The following is a 24,928-nucleotide window of genomic DNA, read 5'->3' on the forward strand; positions in this document are numbered from 1 at the left end:
CAAAAACGAAACGCACTTGAGCCCAGCTTAAGTGCGTTTTTTATTGGACTTTTTATTGACCTTCATCGTTCACATTGGCTCGCAACATGACTTTTTATATGCGGCTGTTTACCGCTGTATTTTGGGCAAGGTATTTTGCGCTAACTGGTACTGACTCGGAGCGACGCCCATCAACTGCCTAAACATATAACCAAAGGCTGAACCCGAGGCATAACCTAAGGATAACGCTGTAGTGAGCACAGATTCACCTCGGCTGAGCATTTGAATCGCCACCTGCAATCTAAGCCTTTGCAACCATTGGCTATAACTCAGCCCTGTTTGCTGTTTAAATAATCTCGCTAACGTGCGGGCCGAGGCACCGACCTCCCGCTGCCAATCCACCAAAGTACGTTGCTCACTTGGATCGGCAAGCAAAGCCTCGGTAATGCGCAGTAATTTTTTATCCCTAGGATAAGGTAAATCCAAGGCGACCTTAGGGGCGAGTACCATAAAGTCACGGATCACCAGCAAGAGCCGCATGACGCTATCCTTAAAATCGGGATCAATTAGCCCAGCCTCACTCTTCACTAAGGCATTAGCCTCTTGCAGTAATAACTGCAAAACAGGCTTCACACTCAAACAAGTACAGTCGGGTGGAAACCCGCCTATCCGGGTTTCATCCAAATACAGACTACTCAATTGCACCTGACCTAGCGCGATAACCTCATGATCGACAAAGGGAGGCACCCACACCGCTTGCTCAGGCGGCACAATGTAACGCCCAGCAGGCGTGATCACACTCAACACACCTTGACTGGCATAAATGACCTGTCCCCAAGAATGACTATGGCGCTGCACATGTTCAAACGGCTTGAGTGTTCGCTTAAGCAACATGATGGAGGCACTTAGCCCTGCGGCGGCTAAACGTGAAGGTGCGACCTGCGTGTGCTGAGTAATATGCTGCTGGGATAAATGCGTGTCAGTGACTTGATTCAAGGTGTTATCGCCCAAGGTGATTTTTATATCGAAGCTTCTTTTCAAATTATCGAGCCTCTTGCGTATAGAAGCGCCTCTTTCTTTAGAAGCACCTTTATGTAAAGAAGTGTCTTTATATCTAGACATTAAGTCAATCTATCGAGCTAAAGCCAAAGCTGCAAACGCTAACATGTCATATCAGACTGAATAAATTGGAGATGACATGAGTATCCACATGGATAAAAATCGCGTAACGCCCGTTACTTTACAAAAAATGAAAGGTAAAACCCCCATAGTTGCCCTCACCGCCTATGAAAAGCCGATGGCAGAAATTATCGATCCCCATGTGGATATGATTATCGTCGGCGACTCCGTCGGCATGGTGGTTTATGGGCAAGACTCTACACTCGGGGTAACCTTAGAAATGATGATTAATCATGGTCTTGCTGTCACTCGCGGCGCAGCACATGCCTGCGTCATTATCGATATGCCCTTTGGGAGTTATCAAGAATCGCCTCAGCAAGCCTTCAGACATGCCAGCCAAGTATTAATACGCACAGGCGCGCAAGCAGTAAAACTCGAGGGTGGCGCAGAGATGCTCGACACCACTCGTTTTTTAACCCAGCGAGGGATCCCTGTGATGCCACACATAGGATTAATGCCGCAACACGTGAATCAATTGGGTGGATTTAAAACCCAAGCAAGGGATGCTGCCGCCATCGAAGCCCTCGTTAGTTTAGCGAAAGACTTTGAGCAAGCAGGCGCTTTTAGCATACTGATTGAAGGCACATCCGAGCTCGCGGCGCGCACAGTGACGGCAGGAGTCTCAATCCCAGTCATAGGCATTGGCGCCTCACCCGCCTGCGATGGTCAAGTGCTCGTGACTGAGGATATCTTAGGCTTATTTTCTGACTACACGCCTAAATTTGCTAAACGCTATATCGACTTAGGACCATTGATCACTAAGGCCTGCGCCCAATATGCCCAAGAAGTGAGAACGGGTGAGTTTCCAACATCGGAGCATTGCTTTGGCCTCAGCAAAACGACTAAGGTTACTGCGGATTAATTGTCTAAAATTAAATGATCCAGCAATCGAATAAACGATAAATCGAAATTTACAACTAATTGAGTCTACCGACTTGCTTTTTATAGGGGGGCGTTGCTTTAATAAAACTATTAAAACAATAAATTGAGTCTGAAGATTGCCTACATCAACTGCATTAGTCTTAGGCGGTGGCGGCGCTAGGGCGGCCTACCAAGTCGGCGTGTTAAAAGCACTGGTCCAGCTTTATCCACGCAATCATGGTATTCCCTTTAAAATTATTTGCGGAACCTCTGCGGGTGCCATCAATGGCACAGCTATCGCGACCCATGCCTCTTGCTTTCACCTTGGTGTCAGAAAACTCGAATGGGTTTGGCGTCACTTTGAAACTCGAAAAGTCTACCGAGCTTCGATCACCGGTGTTCTCAGCCATCTAACTAAAATGGCCCTCAAAGGCATGCAAGATGATAAGGTCAATACCGATGCAGGCAGTCTGCTCGATAATGATCCGCTAAGAGGCTTACTCAATGAGCTCATCGACTTTAAACGTATCGACCGCAATATCCGTAATGGCTCACTGACGGCACTGAGTGTGGATGCCTCTTGTTATAATAACTCTCGCTCAGTGACCTTTTTCCAAGCCGCGAAAGAAATCGAAAACTGGACCCGTGCCCGTCGCAGTGGCGAACGTATCATGCTCAATACCGAGCACCTACTCGCCAGTTCGGCAATCCCTATGGTATTTCCATCCATTAAACTCAACCAAGCCTATTATGGTGATGGTTCAGTCCATCAGCTAGCACCGCTCTCAAGCCCTATCCATTTAGGCGCCGAAAAACTATTAGTCATTAACTTAGAGAGTCCACACAAGCATTTCCCAATGGAACTGGAATATCACCCAAAAACAGCGACCATAGCGGGTCATCTGCTCGATACCATCTTTTCAGATACCTTAAATAGCGACCTTGAGAGACTAGAAAGGATCAATAACACTTTAAGCCTGATTCCTGAGTCAAGCCGTAACAAACTCGCCTTGCATCCGATTAAAGCCCTAGTCATCAAACCTAGCGAAGATCTCAGCAAAATTGCTGCCCGCTTCTATGACGACATGCCATGGGCCGTTAAAACCTTACTCGGCTTCATCGGCATAGACAGGCAGTCAGACTCAAGTATTGTGTCCTACCTACTCTTCGAAAAAACGTATACCAGCGCTTTAATCGACTTAGGCTATAAAGATGCCATGGAAAAAATCGATGAACTTAAAGATTTCTTTTGTTTAAAATAAGCTAACGACTTAATCAGTTTCTTCACTAAAAATCATGCCAAATGGATAGATATAGCTTGAATATTAGTGCCGAAATTCAAACTTTCGCATGAGCAAGAAGATGGATTTAACATTGATAATTTTGTTTGCATCGCTTAATATGCTGTACTAGATTATCAAAAAATCATGCACATTTTTTCAAAAAGGGAATCACGATGAAAAAAACTTCACTAGCACTTATCGTTGCAATGACAGCATTCAGCTCTATGGCTGCAAATGCAGTTGAAGGCGAAGCTGCCGGTACTGGTACTGCTGCAAGCACTAGTACTGGTGTTATCGTTGCTGGTAGCGTAGCTGCTGCTGCTGCAATTGCTGGCGCAGTTGTTATCTCTAACAGTTCTGATGGTAACCCAATTACCAACACAGGTACTGGCACAGGTACAACTACAGGCACTGGTAACTAAGCTATTGTTAGTATGCTTCTAAACAGCCGCCCTATGGGCGGTTGTTTTTTTTGAGTGTTTACAAAGTTAATTTCATAACTTGAAATCTGTCTGATACCTCTTTAAATTCGCTATTTAATCCTAATTGAGAATAAGCAACTCGGATGCGTATACATAAAAAATTACTGTCACTACTGACAATCTCGATTGTGTTAGTAAACACAACCGCTTGTAGCCAAAGAATCAGTGCACTTAACGATACTTTGAAGTTAGCCTTTATCGGTGACAAAGATACTCAATTGTCGGAACAGCAAGTTAATAATATCCCCTATGCCAGTATCTATGCTCGAATCGATGGTATACCTCAAGCGTTCATTGTACTTGCACTTGCAGAGCCTAAGTTCACCTTAACGCTGCCACCGACTCCTGCAATAACAGAGTTAAAATGGCTCTCTGCAGATAAAGCCATGTTAGTAACAATAAATGGACGATTGGTTAGGACGAGCAACCTATTAACAGGTGATTTAATTGCAGTAGAAAGCAATGAGCCAGATCCTATACTCTTAGGCTTACATTTAGACAGCACTCCCAAAACATGGACTCGAACGATTGATTGGCAACCCGGATATCACTTTGGCTACCGCGTAAATTCACATTTTAGTTTTATTGCTAAAGAAAACATTCTCATCAACGATACTCCAACCCAAGCGCTACATTACCTTGAATCAGTTTCGGTAGATAATCTCAATATTCAGTATCAAAATGAATTTTGGCTCACACCAGAAACAGGTCATGTGATTAAGAGTCGTCAAAAAATTTCCCCTAATCAGCCTTTTATCGAAATTACATTACTCAAGCCATTTGCGTCTTAGTGGAGTCCCAATGAGATCCTATTTAATGCCCTTAGCGCTACTGGTCAGTTCTGTTTTAGCGACAGTAGCTCAGGCTGAAACCCAATTGTTAGTTACAACGTCGTCAAACCAAGATGCACAAGTTGAATTACTTTATCCAACATCGATTCGTCTTGATAAAGTAGTTCTGGACGGCTTACAACAACTTCAAATACATAATAAAAACAATCATAAAGAGATAACCCCTATTTATTGGTTGGGTGCAGCACTACTCGATATCCAAAACACTGCCGCTTTAGAAGCTAAGCGCAAAGAAACCCTGTCCCAACTAGCACAAATGGGTCAAGCTGCAGATGACAGTATCTATACAGCAAAGCTTGCAAAACTTGCGCAGTTTTTACGACAAATCAAGCTCGGACAGCGCGTAATGCAGCCATTACATCCTGATCTAATTAGGATAAATGACTCATACAACCCTCTAATTGATGGCCGTTTCGAACTTATCTTACCTCAGAGACCTACGACAGTACTTGTCATGGGTGCGGTAGCTAAAGCGGGAAGTTTTGAATGGCAAGTCAATAAGAATAGTAAAGACTATTTAGCGAAAGCGATTCCATTAGAAAACGCTGATAATAGCTTCGTATGGATAGTTCAACCAGATGGTAAAGCACTAAAACAACCAATAGCCTATTGGAATGCTCAAGCGCAAGATATTGCTCCAGGAGCTGTGCTTTATGTTGAATTTTCAGACTTAGTAGAAGACTACAGCACATTGAACGCCAATATTATTGAATTACTAAGGAATCGGGCTCTGTAATGAATAACGCTACCCATTCTAATCTTACGTTAAGTAAACTTTCAGCTATTGCTCTGGCTCTTTTCCCTTTATTCCATATCCAAGCCGATGAATTTAGCTATCCTCCACTCTTAGCCTCACAATCGGACTTTGGTGGTGTAGGATTAATGCAAATGCCTACAGGACGTATGGCTCCTGAAGGTGAGTTTAATTTTGCAACAACTTATAACTCTGAATACCAGCATTTTTCAGCTTCAGTGCAATTATTCCCTTGGTTTGAAACTACGGTTCGTTATACCCAAGTACAAGATCTACTCTACAGTAACGATCCGAGTTTCAGCGGTAACACCAAGTACACTGATAAAGGTATCGACTTTAAAGTCCGTCTAGTAGAAGAAAGTTACTGGTTACCAGAAACTTCTATTGGTATAAGAGATTTTGGCGGTACAGGCTTATTTGATGGCGAGTTTATTGCGGCCACTAAACGTGTTGGTCCAGTCGACTTTACCTTAGGGATAGGCTGGGGCTATATAGGAAATAGCGGTAACCTGACTTCGGATAAAAAAGATCTTAATGATAATTGTGATCGAGACACATCTTTTGGAGGAAAAGGTGGAACTGTCGACTACCAACGTTGGTTTAAAGGCTGTGCGGCATTATATGGCGGTATTGAATATCAAACGCCGTGGGAACCTTTACGAGTAAAAGTAGAATATGATGGAAATGATTATCTAGCAGATTTCCCCGTCACTGGTGGTGGCGTCGATATGTCACAAGACAGTAAATTTAACTATGGCTTACTCTACCGAGCAACGAGCTGGAGTGATTTCCACCTAAGCTATGAGCGTGGTAATACTTGGACGTTAGGCGTTAGCCTGCAGACTAACTTCAATGATTTACGACAAATTAAACGTGATACTCCTGCAGAGAAATATAAACCTATAGCAGCAGTACCTATGTCGGGTAAAAGAGTAACGCATGACGGTACAGAAGAAACAGCACAATCCTCTACCGATACGGCTATTTCAACGGTAACAACTCAGCCATTAGTAACAACTGAGTCATCAAAGTCAGAACCGGTTACAAACACGACTATCCACGCTGAAATGCCCAGCCAAACTGATTGGGACAGAGTAGCGACTGAGCTTAGTACTATCGCTGGTTACGACAATCCAAAAATCTATCTTGATAATCACAGTGTGACCGTGGTTGCAGATCAAGTAAAGTATATGGACCGTAAAGAAGCCCACCATAGAGCCGCCACTATACTGGCAAATAACACTAACAAGCAGATAATTACTGAATATCGTCTTATTGAAACCCGTTATAAGCAGTCGATAACAGAGACACGTATCGACGCTGATAAATTCGCTCAAGTAGCTACCTATGGTTATATCAATGCAGATATGGCGGATAGCACAGAAATCAGTGTACCAAGGTCGCCTCAAGGAACATTAGTAACCCAATCCCATGAGGATTGGTTGGATAAATTAAGTTTTGATATTACCCCCACTATGGTGCAATCCTTCGGTGGTTCAGAAGGTTTCTATATGTTCAACATAGGTGTTACTGGCAGTGCAGCGTATCGATTTAATGATCGCTTGGAAATTTCGGGATCACTTTATTTGAATCTCTATGATAACTACGATAAATTTTTGTACGATGTTCCACCTGATGGTACCGACTTAAAACGCGTAAGAACGCTTATTCGTCAATATGTCCATGACTCAACGGTCAGAGCGACTAACTTACAGCTAACTTGGATGGATAATCTGAGCGATAACATCTCCTATCAAGCCTATGGTGGTTATTTAGAGATGATGTATGGTGGAGTAGGTACAGAATTCCTTTATCGACCGCTAAACAGTGAGTGGGCATTCGGTTTTGATGTTAACTATGCGAAACAAAGAGATCCTGACAGCATGTTTGGTTTCTTCGAGGATGAGCATCAATACGATCCTATTACAGGTCCATATCGCGTACAAACCGGTGTAGTGACTGGACATGCAACAGCTTATTACCAGCCTAAGTGGTTCCCGAATACCTTGTTAAAAATCAGTGCAGGCCAATATCTTACCGAGGACAAAGGCATAACTGTCGATTTCTCAAAACAGTTTGATAGTGGCGTTATCGTCGGTGCATTTGCGACTAAGACTAACTTGTCAGCAGAAGAATACGGTGAAGGTAGCTTTACCAAGGGATTCTATATTTCAATTCCATTCGATTTAATGACAATTAGACCGACTCAAAGCCGTGGCTTCCTCTCTTGGATGCCGTTGACCCGTGACGGTGGCCAAATGCTTGGTCGTAAATACAACTTATTTGATATGACTGATGCGCGGTCACCTTGGTATACCAGACCCAGTGTAGACCCCATTAAATAGTTAGTACGCAGCTAAACCTCAAAACGGGCAAGATAATTCTTGCCCGTTTTGTTTTCTGCCATTAGGACTAACTTACAATAGTAAAATCTGCACTGCCAAATTAGCTCACGACTCAATCATTCCTTTTAATACAAGCAGTGATTGGTCTTATGAGGGTACACTGGCGATGCTATCTCTGGTGGATAAAATCGGTGCGGCAATTAATGGCCAATCAATGGCAAACTCAGCACTGTTCCAAGCTAAAACGCTTTCATCTTCAGGATCATAATATTGGGTACATTGATAAATAACATCAGCATAATCACTGAGGACATAAAAACCGTGCGCAAAGCCCGGCGGGATCCACATTTGCAGATGATTCTCTGCCGATAGCACTCGCCCAACCCACTTTCCATAGGTGGCCGAGTCAGCCCGAATATCGACGGCAACATCAAAAATGCTCCCTGCACAGACCCGCACCAATTTACCCTGCGGTTTTCGCCGTTGAAAATGCAAGCCTCGCAGAACATTGTGTTGCGAACGACTCTGGTTTTCCTGCACAAATACGGGAGGCTCAAGTCCTCTTGCAGTAAAACAAGCATCAAAATAGGATTGCCTGAACGTTTCCTTAAAAAAACCACGCTCATCACCAAATACTTGAGGTTCAAACACCAATACTTCGGCTAATTCTGTTTCGCTATATTTCATCCAATACCTGCTTATAGAGTCATGCACGAAACAGCGAAATAGGAGGGTATAAAAAGGATCAATATATCCCGAATCTCAGCTTGCATAAGTGTGGCCAAAGGGTAATAAATCATTGGTTTATCATAAATGGGTAGTAATTGCTTACAGACAACCTGCGTCATAGGATAAAGACGCGAGCCAGTACCGCCCGCCAGCAAAATGCCTTTTCTCATTGAAATATTTAGGATTGATAAGCCATGTTGAAGTGCCAAGATTGTAGCATACAAAATGTCGCGAGCAGGAAGAACAGATAACAGTGCTGCTGGCTGTTAATGCAGGAAAAACAACGCAACAGAATAGTAAACCGCAAAAGCTAAATACCATTTTGGCCAGTAAGATTTCAATTCGTCTTTTACTTAATAAACATATAAGAAGACGCTAACCTATCTCAACCCTTACTACTTTCAGGGATCAGCATCTCAATACGTAACCCCTGATTAGGCGCAGAGAAGAGTGACACATTACCATTCAGTTTTTGTGTGATCAGATTATAAATAATCGACATCCCCAAACCTGTTCCGCCACTCTGCCTTGCGGTGGTGAAAAAAGGCTCGAATGCTTTGGCTTTCACTTCATCGGACATGCCTACGCCATTATCTTCATAAATCATCTTGATCTGCGAAGCCATTTTTTCAACTACTATCACAATTTGCTTATCACCGACAAAATCATCGGGAAAAGCATGGCGAAAACTGTTCGCGACTAAGTTAGTGAAAATTTGTGCGATCGCACCAGGGTAAGAATCAATAAAAATATTATCGTCAAGTTCAACTTTTAAAGTGATATTTTTCTTACGCATCAAGGGTTTTAATGAACTAAATATCTGAAAAATATAATTCTTCAGATTAAAGCGCTCGCGTTCCAGTATCGATTGGTCTGCAGCAGTACGCTTGAAGTTATGCACCAGTTCTGCAGCACGGGAAAGATTACGCTCAATTAAGCATAAACCATCCTGCATTGTATTGATAAAGCTGACAAATTTATCCTCATCGAGCTCGTTTTTCTCAAAGAGTCCTTTCAATAGGGATAACTCATCCAAACAATGGGTCACGGATGTGACAGCTATGCCAAGGGGGGTGTTCACTTCATGGGCAACACCAGCAACTAAGCTGCCTAAGGCCGCCATTTTTTCATTTTCAATTAAGTGCTTTTGGGTTGATTTTAAAGTCGATAATGCCGTTTCAAGCTCTGCGGTGCGCAGCTCAACTTGATGCTCAAGATCGGTATTAATGAGCTTGAGCTGTTGTTGATATTCAATAATCTCTTTAGCACTCATGGCTCGACCAAAAAGGTCGGCGAGTGCCGAGGCAAAAGCCTTCTCATCCCGAGTCCATTCCCTCGCCTCGCCCTGATGTTCAGAACAAATAATCCCCACCATTTTTCCGTGGTGACGAATAGGACTATCCAACAAAGAGCAGATCTGATTCGGTTTCAGATAGGTTTCGACAAATTCTTTAGTGGCGGGATCCGTTTGCGCCTTATTGGCGACAATTGTGCGCTCATTGTCGAGCAAGCTAAAGTAATGGGGAAACTGCGCGCGAGTGAGCACTAACGCTTCTAGTGGCTGTTGATTGTCGAGTGAATAATAACAAGTGATGCTCTGATTATCCGGACTCAACAACCAAATGCCCGCCCGAGAGATCTGTAATCCCTTACAAATTGAGCTCACGATAAGTTGTGATGCTTGAATGAGATCACCCTCATCAATAACCTGAGACTTACTGACATCAAATAAAATTCGATCAAGCATTCGGGTCATAGTGGCTCATCCGGAATATGAATATGTAGGGAGGCAAACACATCTAACAAATCAAGGCTGGCTTCACATAACACGGGATCAAACTGTTTACCCGATTGCGCTAAGATGTACTCGCGCACCGCCTCAACTGACCAAGCCTCTTTGTAACTTCGCTTGGAAAGCAAAGCATCAATCACATCGACAATCGCCATGAGGCGGCCTTCAATCGGAATGTCTTCCTGCGATAGCCCACGGGGATAACCTTGCCCATCCCAACGTTCATGGTGAGTATAAGCAATTCTAGCGCCCATTTTGGCAATGATACGATTTGAGCCAACCAACAGGTTATAACCCTTCTCTGCGTGGGTTTGCATAATCGCCCATTCCTCGGCATCGAGTTTACCGGGCTTATGCAAAATACTCTCAGGGATACCGATTTTGCCTACATCATGAAGAGGCGCCGCATAACGAATAGTTTCGATAAAGTCTGCCTTCATACCAATGGCAATCGCGAGCATTTCTGTCATGCGCGCTACACGGCGCACATGGGCTCCCGTCTCCTTACTGCGCTGCTCAATGGCATCTCCAATGATTAAAATTAGCTCCCTTTGTGTCTGCTGCACATTTTCGCGACCCGATAAGTTCTCAAAGGTTAAGCTCACATTTGCCGCAAATAGCTCAAGAATGCTGACTTGAAAATCCGTTAACTTAGTGTTGTGTTGTAAATAGAGAATACTGGTGACATGGCCACTAAGCTCATAAAATCCAACATAAATATTGTCACGGATCAGCGAGGTTTTTAGCGCTATCGCTTCAATAATATGTTCCCGCACATCCCCTGGCAGAGTCTCAACGCTGCCACCTTCAAAGTAACTGATCATATCTCCCGTGGCGGCCAGCAGATTCATTTGAGTATCGAGGTAAAGGTCTTGATGATAACTCGTGAGATAAAGAGCCGAGCTTTCAAGATTGAGCAGCTGCAAGGTCTGTTCGAGCACTGCACTACCAAAGTTATGCAATGTATGGCTCTTAAGTACAGAGGTGGAAGCGGCAATCACTTTTTCCATCCCCTTTTGGCTTTGCTCGATAATTTTTATATCGCGATAGGAGCGCAATGAGGTGTACACACAAGACTTAAGCCGAGCCGCGGTGAGCTCTGTTTTAGCTTTATAATCGTTAATGTCAAAATCCCGAATAACTTGCTCTTCAGGTGCTTGCCCCGGCTGACCCGTACGTAAAATGATGCGGGTACTGTGGTTATTTAATTCAGTGCGAATTTTTTGGACTAGCTCTAAGCCTGCATGATCGGTTTCCATGACGACATCAATAAAGGCCAAGGCGATATCTGATTCAGTTTGAAATAATGTTAAACCTTCAGCAGCGCTGTAACAGGAGTAGAACTGCAAGACTCGATTATCTAAGGTCAGATGTTTTAACGCAAATCGAGTTACATCATGGATCCCAGGTTCATCATCAATAATGGCCACCTTCCAAATGCCTTGTTTAGGCTTATGGGATGTATCTTCGATAACATCAGCACTTTTCTTAAATAACGCCACAAAACCACCGTTTACGATGAATAGTTACGTTTTAGTATAGATTCAATCTTAAAAGTGACTAGTTTCAAAGGATAAATTATCATCCTATTAATAACCGCTTAGGACTAACAACTAACATAGTGGCCACTTAAAACTCACACTAAAACAACTTAAGCTATTGTTATAAAAATAGAAATAGCAAAAGTTAGCCTAACCTAGTCTTGGCGGGTATGATGAGTGCACTTAATGCATAATTCCCAAAATTTCTATTGGAGCTACTATGAAAAAATCACTATGTTACATCGCACTGCTGGCTTTATTCACCACGGCTTGCTCAGAAGCCCCAAAAGAAGAAACTGCAGTCAATACAGCCCAAGCTCAAACAGAAGCGGCAAAATCCGTCCCAGTAGGTGATACCAGCCAAAACTCGCTCGATTGGGCTGGTAGTTATGAAGGCGTATTGCCTTGCGCCAGTTGTGAAGGAATGCAAACCCTAATAACTTTGCAAGCTGATAATAGCTTTGTTCAAGAAACAGTTTATTTAGGTAAAGATGAAAAGATTTTAAAACTGATGGGCAAAGTGACATGGGACGAACTGGGCCAGAAAATCACCCTAGAAGATGGTACACAATATTTGGTCGGTGAAAATCAGTTGATCATGTTAGACACTGAAGGCAAACGGATCACCGGCGAACTTGCTGCAAATTATGTGTTGAAAAAGAAAGGTCTATAAGCAGAGCTGGCAGCTAGCACTCAGCTGCGGTATTAGATTATGGATAACGGAATGCTGCACTTACCGTAAGAGCAAAGCCTCCGTACCGTTATCCATAAGTCACGCTGAAATGTTCTGCAATCGCAAAGCCATGCTTTAGAAGTTGTGAAGCTAAGAAAGGCGAAACAAACCTTCTTAAACAATAAAGAGGTTATTTTGAATAACAGAATGCAACTGATCCGCTATCAAGATTGCCCATCAACACCATGGAAAAATGGTGGTGGAAGCACAAAACAGCTATTCATTTCCCCCATCAATGCCGAACTTACTGAATTTGACTATCGGATCAGCATTGCAAGTATTAGCAGCAACGGACCCTTTTCATCATTTATCGGCATAGACAGGCAACTGGTCATTCTGGAAGGCGATGGTGTTGAACTCAGCATCAATAGTCATGAAAGGACAAAACAGATAAATGGCCTTGGAGCTGGAGAAAAGATATCAGGAAATACAGATACAACTGAGTATAAACGACTCACACCCACAGATAGCCCATTCTGCTTTACTGGTGAAACCTCAATAACAAGTCAATTATTAGGCAGTGATGTTATTGATTTCAATGTCATGACCAAACGCGGCGCATTTAAAGCGCATACGCAAAAACTTAGCTTTGATGACACATTTATCGAAGAACAGATTGCAACCTCAAACAACTATCCAAATGAACTGCAAAAAACTGAAGCTTACGTCCCTATCATCCAAATACTTTGCTGCTTAGATACCGTGACATGGGAGCACAATGGCCAGGTTATCAAGATCATGCCCTATGATATTCTCGTTTTCCAACAAGGGGATGGTATAAGGTTAAAAACAACAAGACCAAGTAGACTACTTAAAGTGTCTATTACTGCCTGTCCCCTATAACAGTATTTACAGGTTAAGCTCCAATATTACTCAATTTGGCGCGTTAAAATACCGAGCTACTATCCACTCGACAGTTTTTCTGAGCCCATAATCGAAGGACTCTAATGGTTGCCAACCAAGTTCTCGCTGGATCTTGCTCGCATCAATGGCATAACGCACATCATGCCCAGGTCTGTCTGTAACGTCGTTTGCCCAATCAGCATAAGGACCAAGGCAGAACCAATAAAGCTGGTTCCACCGATAATGAGTATTAGCTTATCGCTAACCCAAAAAAGTAAAAGGTTAGAAAAACAAAAAGCCGAATCTAAAAAATTCGGCCATCATAAAAGCGTGTACATCTATATTAGCTCTAACAAAGTTAACTCACTTTGTAGTAAGTACGATACCAATCAACGACACTCTGAACGCCTTCTCGAACGCTAACTTTAGCTTTATAGCCAGTTGCAATGAACAGGTCCGCCGTATCGGCATAAGTTTTATAAACATCACCGGCCTGCATTTCCCTGTAATTTTTAATGGCTTCTCTACCTAACGCCCTTTCAATCTCTTGGATAAAATCCATCAAATTAATCGGGCTTCCATGGCCGATATTATACACTTTATAAGGGGCAGAGCTGCCAGCGGGCGTGCCAGTTTCAACCTTCCAATGTTCATTACGCCTAGGTATCACATCTGCGATACGCACAACCCCTTCAACAATATCATCAACATGGGTAAAATCACGCCACATATCACCGTTATTATTAATATCAATTGGTTGACCTTCTAGTATTTTCTTAGTGAAAATAAAGGGCGCCATATCAGGTCGCCCCCAAGGGCCATACACAGTAAAAAATCGCAAGCCAGTGGTAGGCATATTGTATAAGTGCGAATAACTATGTGCCATCAACTCATTAGACTTTTTGGTCGCCGCATATAAGGATACAGGATGATCAACAGAATCAGAGGTTGAAAATGGCGTTTTTTCATTTAGCCCGTAAACAGAGCTGGATGAAGCATAAATCAAATGCTGTACTTTTGTATGTCGGCACCCTTCTAAAATATTAAGATGACCCACTAAGTTACTATCTGCATAGGCCATTGGATTTTCAATTGAATAACGAACACCAGCCTGTGCAGCTAAATGTATAACCCGGTCAAAACGCCCATTAATAAATAAACGCGAAACAAGGTCACGGTCCGCTATATCCAACTTAATAAATGTAAATGAAGTATCACTGACGATAAATGCTAACCGAGCTAATTTCAAAGACACATCATAATAGTCATTTAAATTATCAACACCAGTAACAGTATGACCACAAGCCAACAACCTTTCACAAACCTTCGCTCCAATAAAACCTGCTGCACCTGTCACTAAATATTTCATTTTGCATCCTCAATTCAGCACTTACTCAACAAATTTAATCGCTACCGAATAGATCCCGGGTATAAACCTTGTCAATAACATCGGAGAGCTCTGCTGCCATGCGATTCGACACAATCACATCAGCCTTGACTTTAAATTCAGCGAGATCTGTCACCACACGGGAGTGGTAAAATTCAGCCTCTTTTAATACAGGTTCATAAACAATAACCTCAATGCCCTTAGCCTTTAAGCGCTTCATAATCCCTTGAATACTCGAAGCACGGAAATTATCAGAACCCGACTTCATGATAAGACGGTAAATACCCACTACTTTAGGATCGCGGCTTAGAATTGAATCAGCAATAAAGTCTTTACGTGTCGTATTAGAATCAACAATCGCCCCGATAATACTATTAGGTACATCCGCATAATTTGCTCTAAGCTGTTTAGTATCTTTTGGTAGACAATAGCCGCCATAACCAAATGAAGGATTATTGTAGTGATTGCCTATTCGAGGATCTAAACACACTCCCTCAATAATTTGTCGGGTATCTAATCCACGAGTCTCGGCATAAGTATCAAGCTCATTAAAGAAAGCCACTCGCATAGCAAGGTAAGTATTTGAAAACAACTTAACTGCTTCAGCCTCAGTTGAGTCGGTAAATAATACTTGAATGTCTTTCTTTACAGCACCTTGCACGAGTAAATCAGCAAAAACGCTTGCGCGCTCACTGAGTTCACCCACGATAATTCGTGATGGATACAAGTTATCATAAAGCGCCCGACCCTCACGCAAAAACTCGGGCGAAAAAATAATATTATCACAATGGAATTTTTGCTTAACCTTAGCAGTAAATCCCACCGGTACAGTTGATTTAATCACCATTATCGCATTATGGTTGATCGCTAACACATCTTGGATCACTGCCTCAACGGAGGATGTATTAAAATAATTAGTTTTTGGATCATAATCCGTAGGCGTAGCTATAATGACAAACTCAGCATCTTGATAGGCTAACTTTTTATCCAAGGTAGCAGAAAAACTAAGCGATTTATCAACTAAAAATTCGGAAATTTCTGCATCAACAATTGGCGATATTTTATTATTGAGTAAGTCAATTTTCTCTTGAACAATATCAACTGCAATTACATTATTATGCTGCGCAAGAAGCATAGCATTTGATAAACCAACATACCCAGTCCCAGCAATTGCTATTTTCATTTAAGCCTTTCCTTTATTTACTCACAGTAACTATTAGCTCGATTGAAAAGAGTATTAAATATAAAATATTCCTTGCACAAGCAAAAATTAATGTCTTCTGTATCCATATCCATAGGTATCAACAAAGTACTTGGAATCTAATTCAAACTCATGGGAAATCAGATCGAATTGATATAAATTAAAAATATAGTGCATACCATGCGACTTAAACCATCAGCACAACACGACTTTCTAGACATACAAGCTCCTGAAAACAAAAAAAGCCAAATCAAATTTGATTTGGCTTTTCAAATACCACAAAAAACTAAGAAACTAGCGGAACAACTTTATTTTGGCCATCAACAGCACTTAATTTTTTCTTTTGCTGCCACACTAAATCGCATATCCCATCTGTTGGGTTAAAACCTGTTGGTGCTGACAGTAAGATTTCTCGTATAGCTTCATGATTAAACTCATGACAAGCTTTATCTAAGCGATTAAGAATAACTTCTAGCTCTTTCCAAGAAAGATAGCTTTCATTGGCAGTCATAATACGTTCATGCTCTGTGCCAGTAACATCATCACCAATTAGTAATTCTTCGTATAATTTTTCACCCGGACGTAATCCACTAAACTCAATGGCAATATCACCATCCGGATTTAGTTCATCCTTCACTTCAAAACCGCTGAGACGAATCATTTTTGCCGCTAAATCGACAATTTTGACGGATTTACCCATGTCCAATACAAATACATCACCACCTTTACCCATGGCCCCCGCTTGGATAACTAACTGTGAAGCTTCCGGAATAGTCATAAAGAAACGGGTAATTTCGCGGTGAGTAACAGTAACAGGCCCGCCATTGGCAATTTGTTTACGAAATAATGGCACTACAGATCCAGAAGATCCTAATACATTACCAAAGCGAACCATGCAAAAACGCGTTTGATGCGGCTCTTTAGATAACGCTTGAAGTGCCAACTCGGCCATACGCTTAGTCGTGCCCATGATATTAGTTGGTCGTACAGCCTTATCCGTCGAAATCAATACAAAAGTTTCAACCTTAGCTGCAATCGCTGCACGAGCAGTATATAAAGTACCGAAGATGTTATTACGCACACCTTCAACGACATTGTGCTCCACCAATGGCACATGCTTATAGGCTGCAGCGTGATACACAGTTTGGACTTTAAACGATTGCATTACTGCTTGAACACGATTTTCCCGTTGTACCGAGCCCATGATCGGTAAAATTTTAACATCAAGCCCCAACTCAAAAGCTGTCGCTGAAAGTTCGCGCTCAATCGTATACAAGGCAAACTCAGATAACTCAAATAGCACTAATTTTTTAGGTGACTGTTTTAATATCTGTCGACATAACTCAGAGCCAATCGAGCCGCCAGCTCCCGTGACCATCACTACTTTATTGCGGATATTGGCAACCATTAAGTCGCAACGGGGAGTAACTGCATCACGCCCTAACAAATCATCGATTTCGACTTCTTTAATATCGCTATAAAGCTTATTACCACTAACCAGATCAGCCATTGCAGGTAAGGTTAATACTTGTACAGCCAAAGGTTCAAGCTTGACTAAAATCTCTTGGCGACGAGAGCGAGAGGCACTTGGCATAGCCAACAATACCTTTGTAGCGGCTTTTTGTGTGATGAGTTTTTTAATAATAGAAGGCGAATGAACATGCACTCCTTGGATGACAGTGCCATGCAAGGTCGCATCGTCATCAACAAATGCAAAGGGATAATACTCATGACTCTGTACCAATGAGGTCACCAGTTGGCGACCACTCACACCCGCACCATAAATAATCACAGGTTCACCAACGCGCTTTAGACCAGACCCCACTAACGAGCGCACCATAGCGCGAGTTCCACCTACAAATACCAAGGCAAAAGCAGCGTAAATAATTGGTACAGTACGGGGTAGATTCGCCTCGCTGTAATACGCAATTAACACTAACGATACTGTTGAGGCAAGCACACCAACAATAATAGCGGTAAGTGCTTGTAACCCCATGTATCTAAGCACAGCACGATATAAGCCCAGCTTAGCAAACACCATGATACTCACAGGCACAACCAAAACAATGAGCAACCAGTATGTGCTATTAGTTAAGACACTCACGGCATCTAACCGCACCAACAAGGCAGCCCAAAATGCGACTAAGAGAAATACCGAATCAATCGCCACACTCACTAAACGTTTATGTGCCCGTTTCAAAGAAAATAAACACTGCAAAAATTCCATTTTCCGCTCCAATTTACTCAAAAACTTCATAAATTCCATAATTAACAACACCGCCTCCATACTCAAGAGGCTCAAACAACAAAAACCAACAATATCACAGCACTGTTAAAAAATCTCTAACTAAGGATGCTATCTAAAATATGAGCAACAGCTTTAAAAGTATGTAAAATAATAAGATAGGGATAATCTAGACAAACTAATAACTTCTTGAAAACAACATTAATAATATTTATAGCGTAGAAAAACACGACCAATCGAATCGCTAAACATAAAATTGATAATCAATTACTTTGGCTTAACTGCATCACCACTACCACTCCCCGTAGCCGTCATAATAATATATTTAAAATAGTCTTTGATGGTTAATGACTCGATCATCTGTTTATCAGTTTCAGCCAATAGTTTAGGCGTAGACATATCAATACTTTGAACTTGGGCTAATCCTGTTACGCCAGGCAAAACATTATAAACCCCTAATGCATCACGCTCAGCAATCAGCTCTTCTTGATTAAAAAGATTGGGGCGCGGGCCAACTAAACTCATTTCACCTTTAAGAACATTAATAAGTTGTGGCAATTCATCAATTTTGGTCTTACGTAAAAAACCACCAAACTTAGTGATCGCAGCATTACTAGCAAGATGGCTCGCAACCGATGCAGTGTCCTTGCTCATAGTACGAAACTTAATCAGCTTAAACGGCTTTTTATTCTTTCCTACCCGAGTTTGTATAAATATTGGCGACCCCGTGTCAAATAAACCGATTATAGTCACCACTATTAACAGAGGCCAAAGCAATAAAATACCGAAAAGAGCAGCTAAAAAATCTAATAATCGAATCATTTATTATTATCCTTCAAAAACAGCATTGCTTGTTCCATCGTAAATGGCGGCCGCCATCCTAAAATTTTGTTGGCATAACTAGAATCAACTTCAAGGTTGCCCAATAGCTGTTCAGCCGCAGTCGATTTACCCAACAATTTTGCAACAAAATGCATTAACGGTACTGGAATAGGAAGCTGAATCACTTTTTTGTTCAATCCCTCAGCAATAGCATTGGTAAAGTCCTTAATAGAAACAGCTTTACCATCAGAGGCTAAAAAAGTATGACCAGCAGCTTCGGGATGAGTAGCACAAACAACTAATAAATCAGCTAAATTTTGCACAGCTATAAAATCACGTTTATTATTAACCAAGCCAAATGGCAGTAAAGGAAACATATTGATTAACTTAGTTAACATACCAAAATTACCAGGTGCATTAGCACCATAAACTAGCGTAGGTCGAACAATCACAATCTCAAGCCCAGTCTCTTCAGCGATCTTTTGTAAGCCTACTTCAGCATCATACTTTGACTGTGCATAAGAATTGTCAGGACGTATATCAGTATTCGCAGTAAAGGGCTGCGATGCTGTCGGTGTTCCATTTACCACAATCGAACTGACATATACAAATCGTTTAACGCCAACTGTAATTGCCTGTTGTGCTAACTTAATCGTGCCATCAACATTAACATCGCGGTATATATCAACACTTTTATTAGCTTTAATTGCTGAAGTACTCATTACATGAGCTAGTGCTGCACAGTGAATCACAACATCTACATCGCACAAAGCAACAGCATAATCCTCAGCACCACCAATGTTCCCAGTAATATGAACTGCATTAGGTATAGTGTTAATTTGTAGGCCAATAGGCACACGGCGACCATAAGTGCGGATAGCTAGGCCAGCTTGCTGAATAAACTGAGTAAAGACTGCGTGACCCACAAAGCCTGTGGCACCAGTTAATAAAATCATTACTAATTCCTATAATCAGTAGAGAACAGTAAACATATTATTTAAATATGCTATACCCCATATTTTTTTAGAGTGCTCATATACTGTTCAATAACTAACTTCTCATCAAACTGCTTAGCCATAAATTCTCGGCCAGCGTTTCCCATAGTGACCCGCTCAATGGCTGGCATAATAATTATCTTCTCGCAACAGGCAGAAAGCCCTTTTACATCTTTAACTGGACACAAAAAACCAGTTTGGCCGTGCAGTACAACTTCACGGCAGCCTGGGACGTCAGTAACAATCAAGGGCTTAGCCATCGATGCAGATTCGATCATGGTACGTGGAATACCTTCACGGTAAGACGGTAGTACCACACAATCGGCATTGGCAATAAATGGGCGCACGTCAGTCGTCGTACCAAGATATTCCACCCAACCTTGCGCTTCCCACTGGGCAATTTGCTCATGCTCAATAACGCTGGGGTTGGCTACCCCACAAGCTCCGAGAAGCTGAAAGATTGCTTGCGGATAATGGGCTTTAATCATACGCGCAGCTTCGACATATTCTCCCACGCCTTTATCCCACAACATCCGAGCGATTAGTAAAAAACGTACAGGTGGATTTAACATGGCAGCATCATAACTCACGGCCTGCAAGGGGGGGGCAAAATGATTTAAATCGACCCCTTCTCCATATAGTAAAGCAGCCTTATCCTTTGCCACCAAGCGATACTGTAAAAATACTTGACGGTCGTCCTCATTCAAAAACCACACTTCTTTTGGAAAACAGAACGCAAACTTATATAACACGCGCGCAACCTTGGCCACCAAGTTATTATTAACAAAGGTATAACCCAAGCCTGTTGTGATTGCTAACGAGGGAATACCTGCCAACTTAGCAGCTAAGGAACCATAAATATTCGGTTTAATACTGTAATGAATGATAAAATCTGGCAATATGGTACGATAATGACGATACAAATTTACAATTAACGCTATATCTTTAAAAGGATTAGTACCTTTGGCAGAAATAGCTAAATCAATGACGTCACAGCCCATATCCCGTAATTTATCAGAATACTCATCTTGTGCAGCAATAATTGTAACTACATAACCATCTTTAATTAATCGTTTTATTACACCACAACGAAAATTAAACATTGACCAAGCTACATTGACTACAAGAACAATTTTTTTGTTATTTTTACGCATAAATATTACTAATATAACGCCCAGGTTTATTAAAATTCAAAACTTTTGCAGGCACTCCAGCAACGGTAGCATCATCTGGTATATCGCGGGAAACCACTGCACCAGCACCAATAGTAACACGATTGCCAATTTTGACATCCTCGACGATACAGACATTGGGGCCAATATAAACATTATTACCAATCGTAGCGCCAACCCCATGATTTGAACCAATTGAAACAAATTGCGAAATATTGCAATTGTTTCCGATCGTTGTTAACGGACTAACAACAATACTTTGCGCATGGCCGATATAAAATCCATAACCAATTTTCGTACCAGGAGGAATGTCAATACCAGTCTTCCAAATTAAGAATTTTAACCGCACTTTAGCAAAAAGGTTAAGTGAACGAGATGATGAATGTGCTAAACGAAACCAAAAACTGTAATTAAAGCCTTGATTATAAAAATAATTGACCAAAAAAGTTCTAAACCCAGGTTTGGCATAACGTGTAAGATCACTTTTTATTGACTGAAATACATTTGCCATCAAAATACCTTATCTATAACACACTCAGTTAACTATAAAGCCCCAACCAACGCTCTGTTTGGGCACGTAATGAATAACACTCTACAATCCGCTTACGTGCAAATCGGCCCTGCGCACTAGCAGCCTCGGGCGTTAGAGCTAATCCCTGTACTAAGCCACCAGCTAAGGCAACGCTATTTCTTGCTGGCACCAAAATGCCAACATCACCCACCACCTCTTTCACCCCACCGCAATCAGTAGCAATAACGACCCTCTCGCAGGCCATTGCCTCAGCAACGACTAAGCCAAACCCTTCCCAAGCGGAAGAAAGTACAAAGAGATCGGCAGCACTCATCCACTCATGAACATCATGGCGTAGCCCTAAAAAATGTACCCGTGCAGTTAGTCCAAGTTCTGACACCATCAAATTTAATTTTGCCTGCTCTTCCCCAACACCTATTATGGCAAGTTGTACATCTTTATAAGGCTCAGGCAACTGACTGAAAGCCGCCAACAGATTGGGATAATCTTTAGCTTCAGTTAAACGTCCAACTGCTAATAATAAAGGGGCATTGGTCAAACCTAACTCCGCGCGCATTCTTACTCTGCTCTGCTCATTAAAAACAAAGCGTGCAGTATCAATGCCGTTATGCATAGCAATAATACGCTTTACAGTCACCGCACCACGTTTAACCATTATATCCACCGCCTCTTGGCTGACATTAGTGCTTAGATCACACAAGCTATCAGTTAACCTATACGCTAGCATACGGCCCACCCCACCTTCGTTGGAGCTGTGTGCAGTAGAAATCAATTTAGGTAAATGGATACTTAAACGTAGCAAGCGGGCAAATAAATTAGCGTGAACCATATGGCTGTGAACTACATCAGGATTAAAGCGTTTAATTAACTGACGAGCTTGCCAATAAGCTTGTATAAACCCCAATGGGTTTTTAACCATATTAAGCGCAACGACCTCAACCAAATTAGTATATGGTCTATTTACCGTTTCACCAGTCATGGATATCAGCAATACCTGATGACCTAGTGCAGCGAATTGAACAGCTAAATCACAGACTTGCCGCTCAGCCCCTCCCATGCCGAGACCGGTAATTATTAATACAATATTCATCTAACGTTTCCTATTAACCACCCAATAGGTATATTATACCTTGTTCAGTAAGACTGTTACTTTCGATAGCCTGTTTAAATATAAAAGAGTTTATCAACACAAAAAATGATAATAACAATAAAGCACGTTTATTCCCGAAAGAACACATAAGACAGATTATAAATGGCATGAATGTAGTAATAAGCCTACCTGCAAAAGGGCTTAAAAAATACATTCCCAAATAAATCGAAACTCCTAGCATCGCTATAATATACAACCCGTCATCAGTAAATTTTTGTTTACTTTGCGTCAGACTAATAAATAAAACAATAAGATACAATATAAAGTTACCACCACCACCACCACCACTAGTTGCTTCGTCATACTCGGACGCTTGTCTTAGTGCCAAAACTTCTGCGATTGGCAATATCATAAAGCTAATAAATGCTGATACGAAAATAATAAATGAAACGCGTAAAAAAATATTTTTTGTAACCGTAATTGAAAACAATTTATCCAAAATCAAAAAAAATAAAACAATAAATGTTGAAGAATGGATAAACCCCAAACAAAAAACTAAAGGGAAAAAAAGTTTAGACTTCCAAAAGTAAAAAACAAACCACATTAACAATGATGCAGCAAAGGCTTGACGTAAAACGATAAGCAACATATGAAATGATTGTGGAACCAAAGCCAGAGCAAAAAAACCGAGCAACACTAAAAATATATTTTTGCTCCTAAAAAAAATAAAAAAACTTATGGTGAATGCAATGAAAAACACAAAAAAAAGTGGAACAACATCAGGCTCAAAAAAAAATGAAAGGGCACTATTCAATAGCAAAAATAATGGTTCATTTGTAAATAATGCTATGCCATCATACCGCTCCATTATATTCAATGAGTCTTTAGCATAGATAATATAATTAGCTCTATCTCTAAAAAGCTCATTTGGTAACAACGTCAACAAAAAAGCAAATACAGCAGAGAAAATAAAAAAAACGAAGACCTTAAGTTTAGTTAAAGGTATACGCATGAAATCAACCTTTTATAATAGCTTTAACCAAGTGTCAATGATAACTTTTGGCAAGAAACGCTTTATGTTTTGAGCTGATAATTCAGATAGTTTATTATAGTCTGATACCACGTCAAATATTTCAATAGCGGTACAAAGCTGTTTAGCTAAAGCTTGTATGTTGCCAGTTTCGCACAACCAACCGGTTTCGTCATGTATGATAATTTCTGCAGGCCCTGTATCACAGTCAAATGAAACAATCGGCAAACCGTACGCTTGCGCTTCAATTAGTACTAATGGTAAACCTTCAAAACGTGAACTCATAACAAAAAATGCGGCTTGCAAGTAATGAGCAGCAATGTCATTAGTCTTAGGCACAAACTCGGTATTAGATTCAATATTTAAATCTCGGCGTAATTGCTCCAACATCGCTTTATCTTCACCATCTCCAACAATCCGCAAGCACCAATCAGGATGTAAAGTAGAGACATTCGCCCACGCTTTCAGTAATAAATCGAAACCTTTTTGACTAGTTAAACGACCTACTGCCAAAAATAATTTTTCCTTTTGAGAATTTATCTCACTAGGCAATGCAATTGTTACCGGATTGGGGATTGCAGTAATATCAGCATTACAAGTGGTATTGGCTAGCCACAATGCTTTATCTCGCTCAGTAAGCGTTACAACATCATCAGCAAAACGAGCTGCTAATTTGCGCGCCAAACGGCGTGCAGTTCTACCCAGATCGACATGGTAATTAAAATGTTCCCAACAAATATGTCTGATACCTAGACCAGCAATTGCAGGTATCGAATATAGTGCTAACATTGATTCAACACTGATTAGAATATCGATCTGATTCTGTTTTAAATAATTTCTAAGATTAGCTATTGCGGACGGTAAACGGAGAAGACCACTGCCTACTGAATTAAAAAGAGAAGAATGTGTAATATCCACAGAAAGTTCAAAGAATGGTTCCCCAACACTTTGTAAACTGAGCATATGCACGTTATATCCACACAAGCTCAAATCATTCGCAATAACAGAAGAAACTCTTTCTGTTCCTCCACTATTACTTAAATCACCAACAAAGAAACATAAATTCTTCATAAAACCCTAAA

At 41.3% G+C, this 24,928-nt stretch carries 22 protein-coding genes and 2 pseudogenes; 8 read left to right on the forward strand and 16 right to left on the reverse strand.

Annotation, left to right across the window (positions count from 1 at the left end):
* Nucleotides 1-108: 108 nt before the first annotated feature.
* Nucleotides 109-990 (reverse strand): helix-turn-helix transcriptional regulator, encoded by an 882-nt coding sequence (locus L5L94_RS13045; RefSeq protein WP_317629645.1) that lies wholly within the window; start codon nucleotides 988-990, stop codon nucleotides 109-111.
* Between the two features lie 187 nt (nucleotides 991-1,177).
* Here L5L94_RS13045 and panB point away from each other — a divergent pair, with 187 nt between their 5' ends.
* The 6 genes from panB (at nucleotide 1,178) to L5L94_RS13075 (ending at nucleotide 7,734) form a co-directional block, all read left to right on the forward strand.
* A complete protein-coding gene (gene panB, locus L5L94_RS13050) occupies nucleotides 1,178-2,020 on the forward strand; it encodes a 3-methyl-2-oxobutanoate hydroxymethyltransferase (RefSeq protein WP_263163514.1) in 843 nt (280 codons plus the stop codon).
* Between the two features lie 136 nt (nucleotides 2,021-2,156).
* Nucleotides 2,157-3,281 (forward strand): patatin-like phospholipase family protein, encoded by a 1,125-nt coding sequence (locus tag L5L94_RS13055; protein WP_028761134.1) that lies wholly within the window; start codon nucleotides 2,157-2,159, stop codon nucleotides 3,279-3,281.
* Between the two features lie 194 nt (nucleotides 3,282-3,475).
* Nucleotides 3,476-3,724 (forward strand): hypothetical protein, encoded by a 249-nt coding sequence (locus L5L94_RS13060; protein ID WP_028761135.1) that lies wholly within the window; start codon nucleotides 3,476-3,478, stop codon nucleotides 3,722-3,724.
* 143 nt (nucleotides 3,725-3,867) lie between these two features.
* Complete coding sequence (locus tag L5L94_RS13065; RefSeq protein WP_263163516.1) at nucleotides 3,868-4,575, forward strand: YjbF family lipoprotein; 708 nt, start codon at nucleotides 3,868-3,870, stop codon at nucleotides 4,573-4,575.
* Nucleotides 4,576-4,585: 10 nt separating this feature from the next.
* Nucleotides 4,586-5,371 (forward strand): capsule biosynthesis GfcC family protein, encoded by a 786-nt coding sequence (locus tag L5L94_RS13070; RefSeq protein WP_028761137.1) that lies wholly within the window; start codon nucleotides 4,586-4,588, stop codon nucleotides 5,369-5,371.
* Nucleotides 5,371-7,734, forward strand: coding sequence for a YjbH domain-containing protein (locus tag L5L94_RS13075; protein WP_263163518.1), 2,364 nt, complete (start codon nucleotides 5,371-5,373; stop codon nucleotides 7,732-7,734). The genes L5L94_RS13070 and L5L94_RS13075 overlap by 1 nt, the downstream gene beginning before the upstream one ends.
* A gap of 147 nt (nucleotides 7,735-7,881) precedes the next feature.
* Here L5L94_RS13075 and rfbC read toward each other — a convergent pair whose 3' ends face one another.
* From rfbC to L5L94_RS13095, 4 genes and pseudogenes are all read right to left on the reverse strand, one after another.
* On the reverse strand, nucleotides 7,882-8,421 hold the full coding sequence (gene rfbC, locus L5L94_RS13080; RefSeq protein ID WP_263163520.1) for a dTDP-4-dehydrorhamnose 3,5-epimerase: 540 nt from the start codon (nucleotides 8,419-8,421) through the stop codon (nucleotides 7,882-7,884).
* 44 nt (nucleotides 8,422-8,465) lie between these two features.
* Nucleotides 8,466-8,633 (reverse strand): annotated as a pseudogene (locus L5L94_RS13085) (sugar phosphate nucleotidyltransferase); the annotation flags it as partial.
* A gap of 215 nt (nucleotides 8,634-8,848) precedes the next feature.
* Nucleotides 8,849-10,219 (reverse strand): GAF domain-containing sensor histidine kinase, encoded by a 1,371-nt coding sequence (locus L5L94_RS13090; protein ID WP_263163521.1) that lies wholly within the window; start codon nucleotides 10,217-10,219, stop codon nucleotides 8,849-8,851.
* Nucleotides 10,216-11,757: a DUF3369 domain-containing protein gene (locus L5L94_RS13095; protein WP_263163523.1), complete on the reverse strand. Its 1,542-nt coding sequence runs from the start codon at nucleotides 11,755-11,757 to the stop codon at nucleotides 10,216-10,218. The genes L5L94_RS13090 and L5L94_RS13095 overlap by 4 nt, the downstream gene beginning before the upstream one ends.
* A 259-nt stretch (nucleotides 11,758-12,016) precedes the next feature.
* Here L5L94_RS13095 and L5L94_RS13100 point away from each other — a divergent pair, with 259 nt between their 5' ends.
* Nucleotides 12,017-12,469 carry a copper resistance protein NlpE gene (locus L5L94_RS13100; protein ID WP_113940966.1) on the forward strand — a complete coding sequence of 151 codons (453 nt, stop codon included), beginning with the start codon at nucleotides 12,017-12,019 and terminating at the stop codon, nucleotides 12,467-12,469.
* A 207-nt stretch (nucleotides 12,470-12,676) separates the two neighbouring features.
* Nucleotides 12,677-13,372, forward strand: a complete 696-nt coding sequence (locus L5L94_RS13105) for a HutD family protein (protein ID WP_263163554.1) — start codon at nucleotides 12,677-12,679, stop codon at nucleotides 13,370-13,372.
* A 30-nt stretch (nucleotides 13,373-13,402) separates the two neighbouring features.
* Here L5L94_RS13105 and L5L94_RS13110 read toward each other — a convergent pair.
* The 11 genes and pseudogenes from L5L94_RS13110 to L5L94_RS13160 all read right to left on the reverse strand — a co-directional run.
* Nucleotides 13,403-13,555, reverse strand: a pseudogene (locus L5L94_RS13110) (GDP-mannose 4,6-dehydratase); the annotation flags it as partial.
* Between the two features lie 175 nt (nucleotides 13,556-13,730).
* Entirely contained in the window at nucleotides 13,731-14,741 is a 1,011-nt protein-coding gene (locus L5L94_RS13115) for an NAD-dependent epimerase (RefSeq protein WP_263163525.1), read from the reverse strand.
* A gap of 34 nt (nucleotides 14,742-14,775) precedes the next feature.
* Nucleotides 14,776-15,942: a nucleotide sugar dehydrogenase gene (locus tag L5L94_RS13120; RefSeq protein ID WP_263163526.1), complete on the reverse strand. Its 1,167-nt coding sequence runs from the start codon at nucleotides 15,940-15,942 to the stop codon at nucleotides 14,776-14,778.
* Nucleotides 15,943-16,246: 304 nt separating this feature from the next.
* Nucleotides 16,247-18,187: a nucleoside-diphosphate sugar epimerase/dehydratase gene (locus tag L5L94_RS13125; protein WP_173497671.1), complete on the reverse strand. Its 1,941-nt coding sequence runs from the start codon at nucleotides 18,185-18,187 to the stop codon at nucleotides 16,247-16,249.
* Between the two features lie 285 nt (nucleotides 18,188-18,472).
* The gene (locus L5L94_RS13130; protein ID WP_173497670.1) at nucleotides 18,473-19,027 is read right to left on the reverse strand and encodes a sugar transferase; all 555 of its coding nucleotides are present in this window, start codon (nucleotides 19,025-19,027) and stop codon (nucleotides 18,473-18,475) included.
* Complete coding sequence (locus L5L94_RS13135; protein ID WP_263163529.1) at nucleotides 19,024-19,983, reverse strand: NAD-dependent epimerase/dehydratase family protein; 960 nt, start codon at nucleotides 19,981-19,983, stop codon at nucleotides 19,024-19,026. The genes L5L94_RS13130 and L5L94_RS13135 overlap by 4 nt, the downstream gene beginning before the upstream one ends.
* A gap of 50 nt (nucleotides 19,984-20,033) precedes the next feature.
* Complete coding sequence (locus tag L5L94_RS13140; protein WP_173497668.1) at nucleotides 20,034-21,176, reverse strand: glycosyltransferase family 4 protein; 1,143 nt, start codon at nucleotides 21,174-21,176, stop codon at nucleotides 20,034-20,036.
* Nucleotides 21,169-21,705, reverse strand: a complete 537-nt coding sequence (locus tag L5L94_RS13145) for a serine O-acetyltransferase (RefSeq protein WP_173497667.1) — start codon at nucleotides 21,703-21,705, stop codon at nucleotides 21,169-21,171. The genes L5L94_RS13140 and L5L94_RS13145 overlap by 8 nt, the downstream gene beginning before the upstream one ends.
* 28 nt (nucleotides 21,706-21,733) lie before the next feature.
* On the reverse strand, nucleotides 21,734-22,816 hold the full coding sequence (locus tag L5L94_RS13150; protein ID WP_263163531.1) for a glycosyltransferase: 1,083 nt from the start codon (nucleotides 22,814-22,816) through the stop codon (nucleotides 21,734-21,736).
* Nucleotides 22,817-22,829: 13 nt separating this feature from the next.
* Nucleotides 22,830-23,828, reverse strand: a complete 999-nt coding sequence (locus L5L94_RS13155) for an EpsG family protein (RefSeq protein WP_263163533.1) — start codon at nucleotides 23,826-23,828, stop codon at nucleotides 22,830-22,832.
* Nucleotides 23,829-23,840: 12 nt separating this feature from the next.
* Nucleotides 23,841-24,917 carry a glycosyltransferase family 4 protein gene (locus tag L5L94_RS13160; RefSeq protein WP_263163534.1) on the reverse strand — a complete coding sequence of 359 codons (1,077 nt, stop codon included), beginning with the start codon at nucleotides 24,915-24,917 and terminating at the stop codon, nucleotides 23,841-23,843.
* Nucleotides 24,918-24,928 lie beyond the last annotated feature (11 nt).

The sequence above is a fragment of the Shewanella sp. SM21 genome, from assembly GCF_025654335.1.
In the GTDB taxonomy this organism is placed as follows: domain Bacteria; phylum Pseudomonadota; class Gammaproteobacteria; order Enterobacterales; family Shewanellaceae; genus Shewanella; species Shewanella oncorhynchi.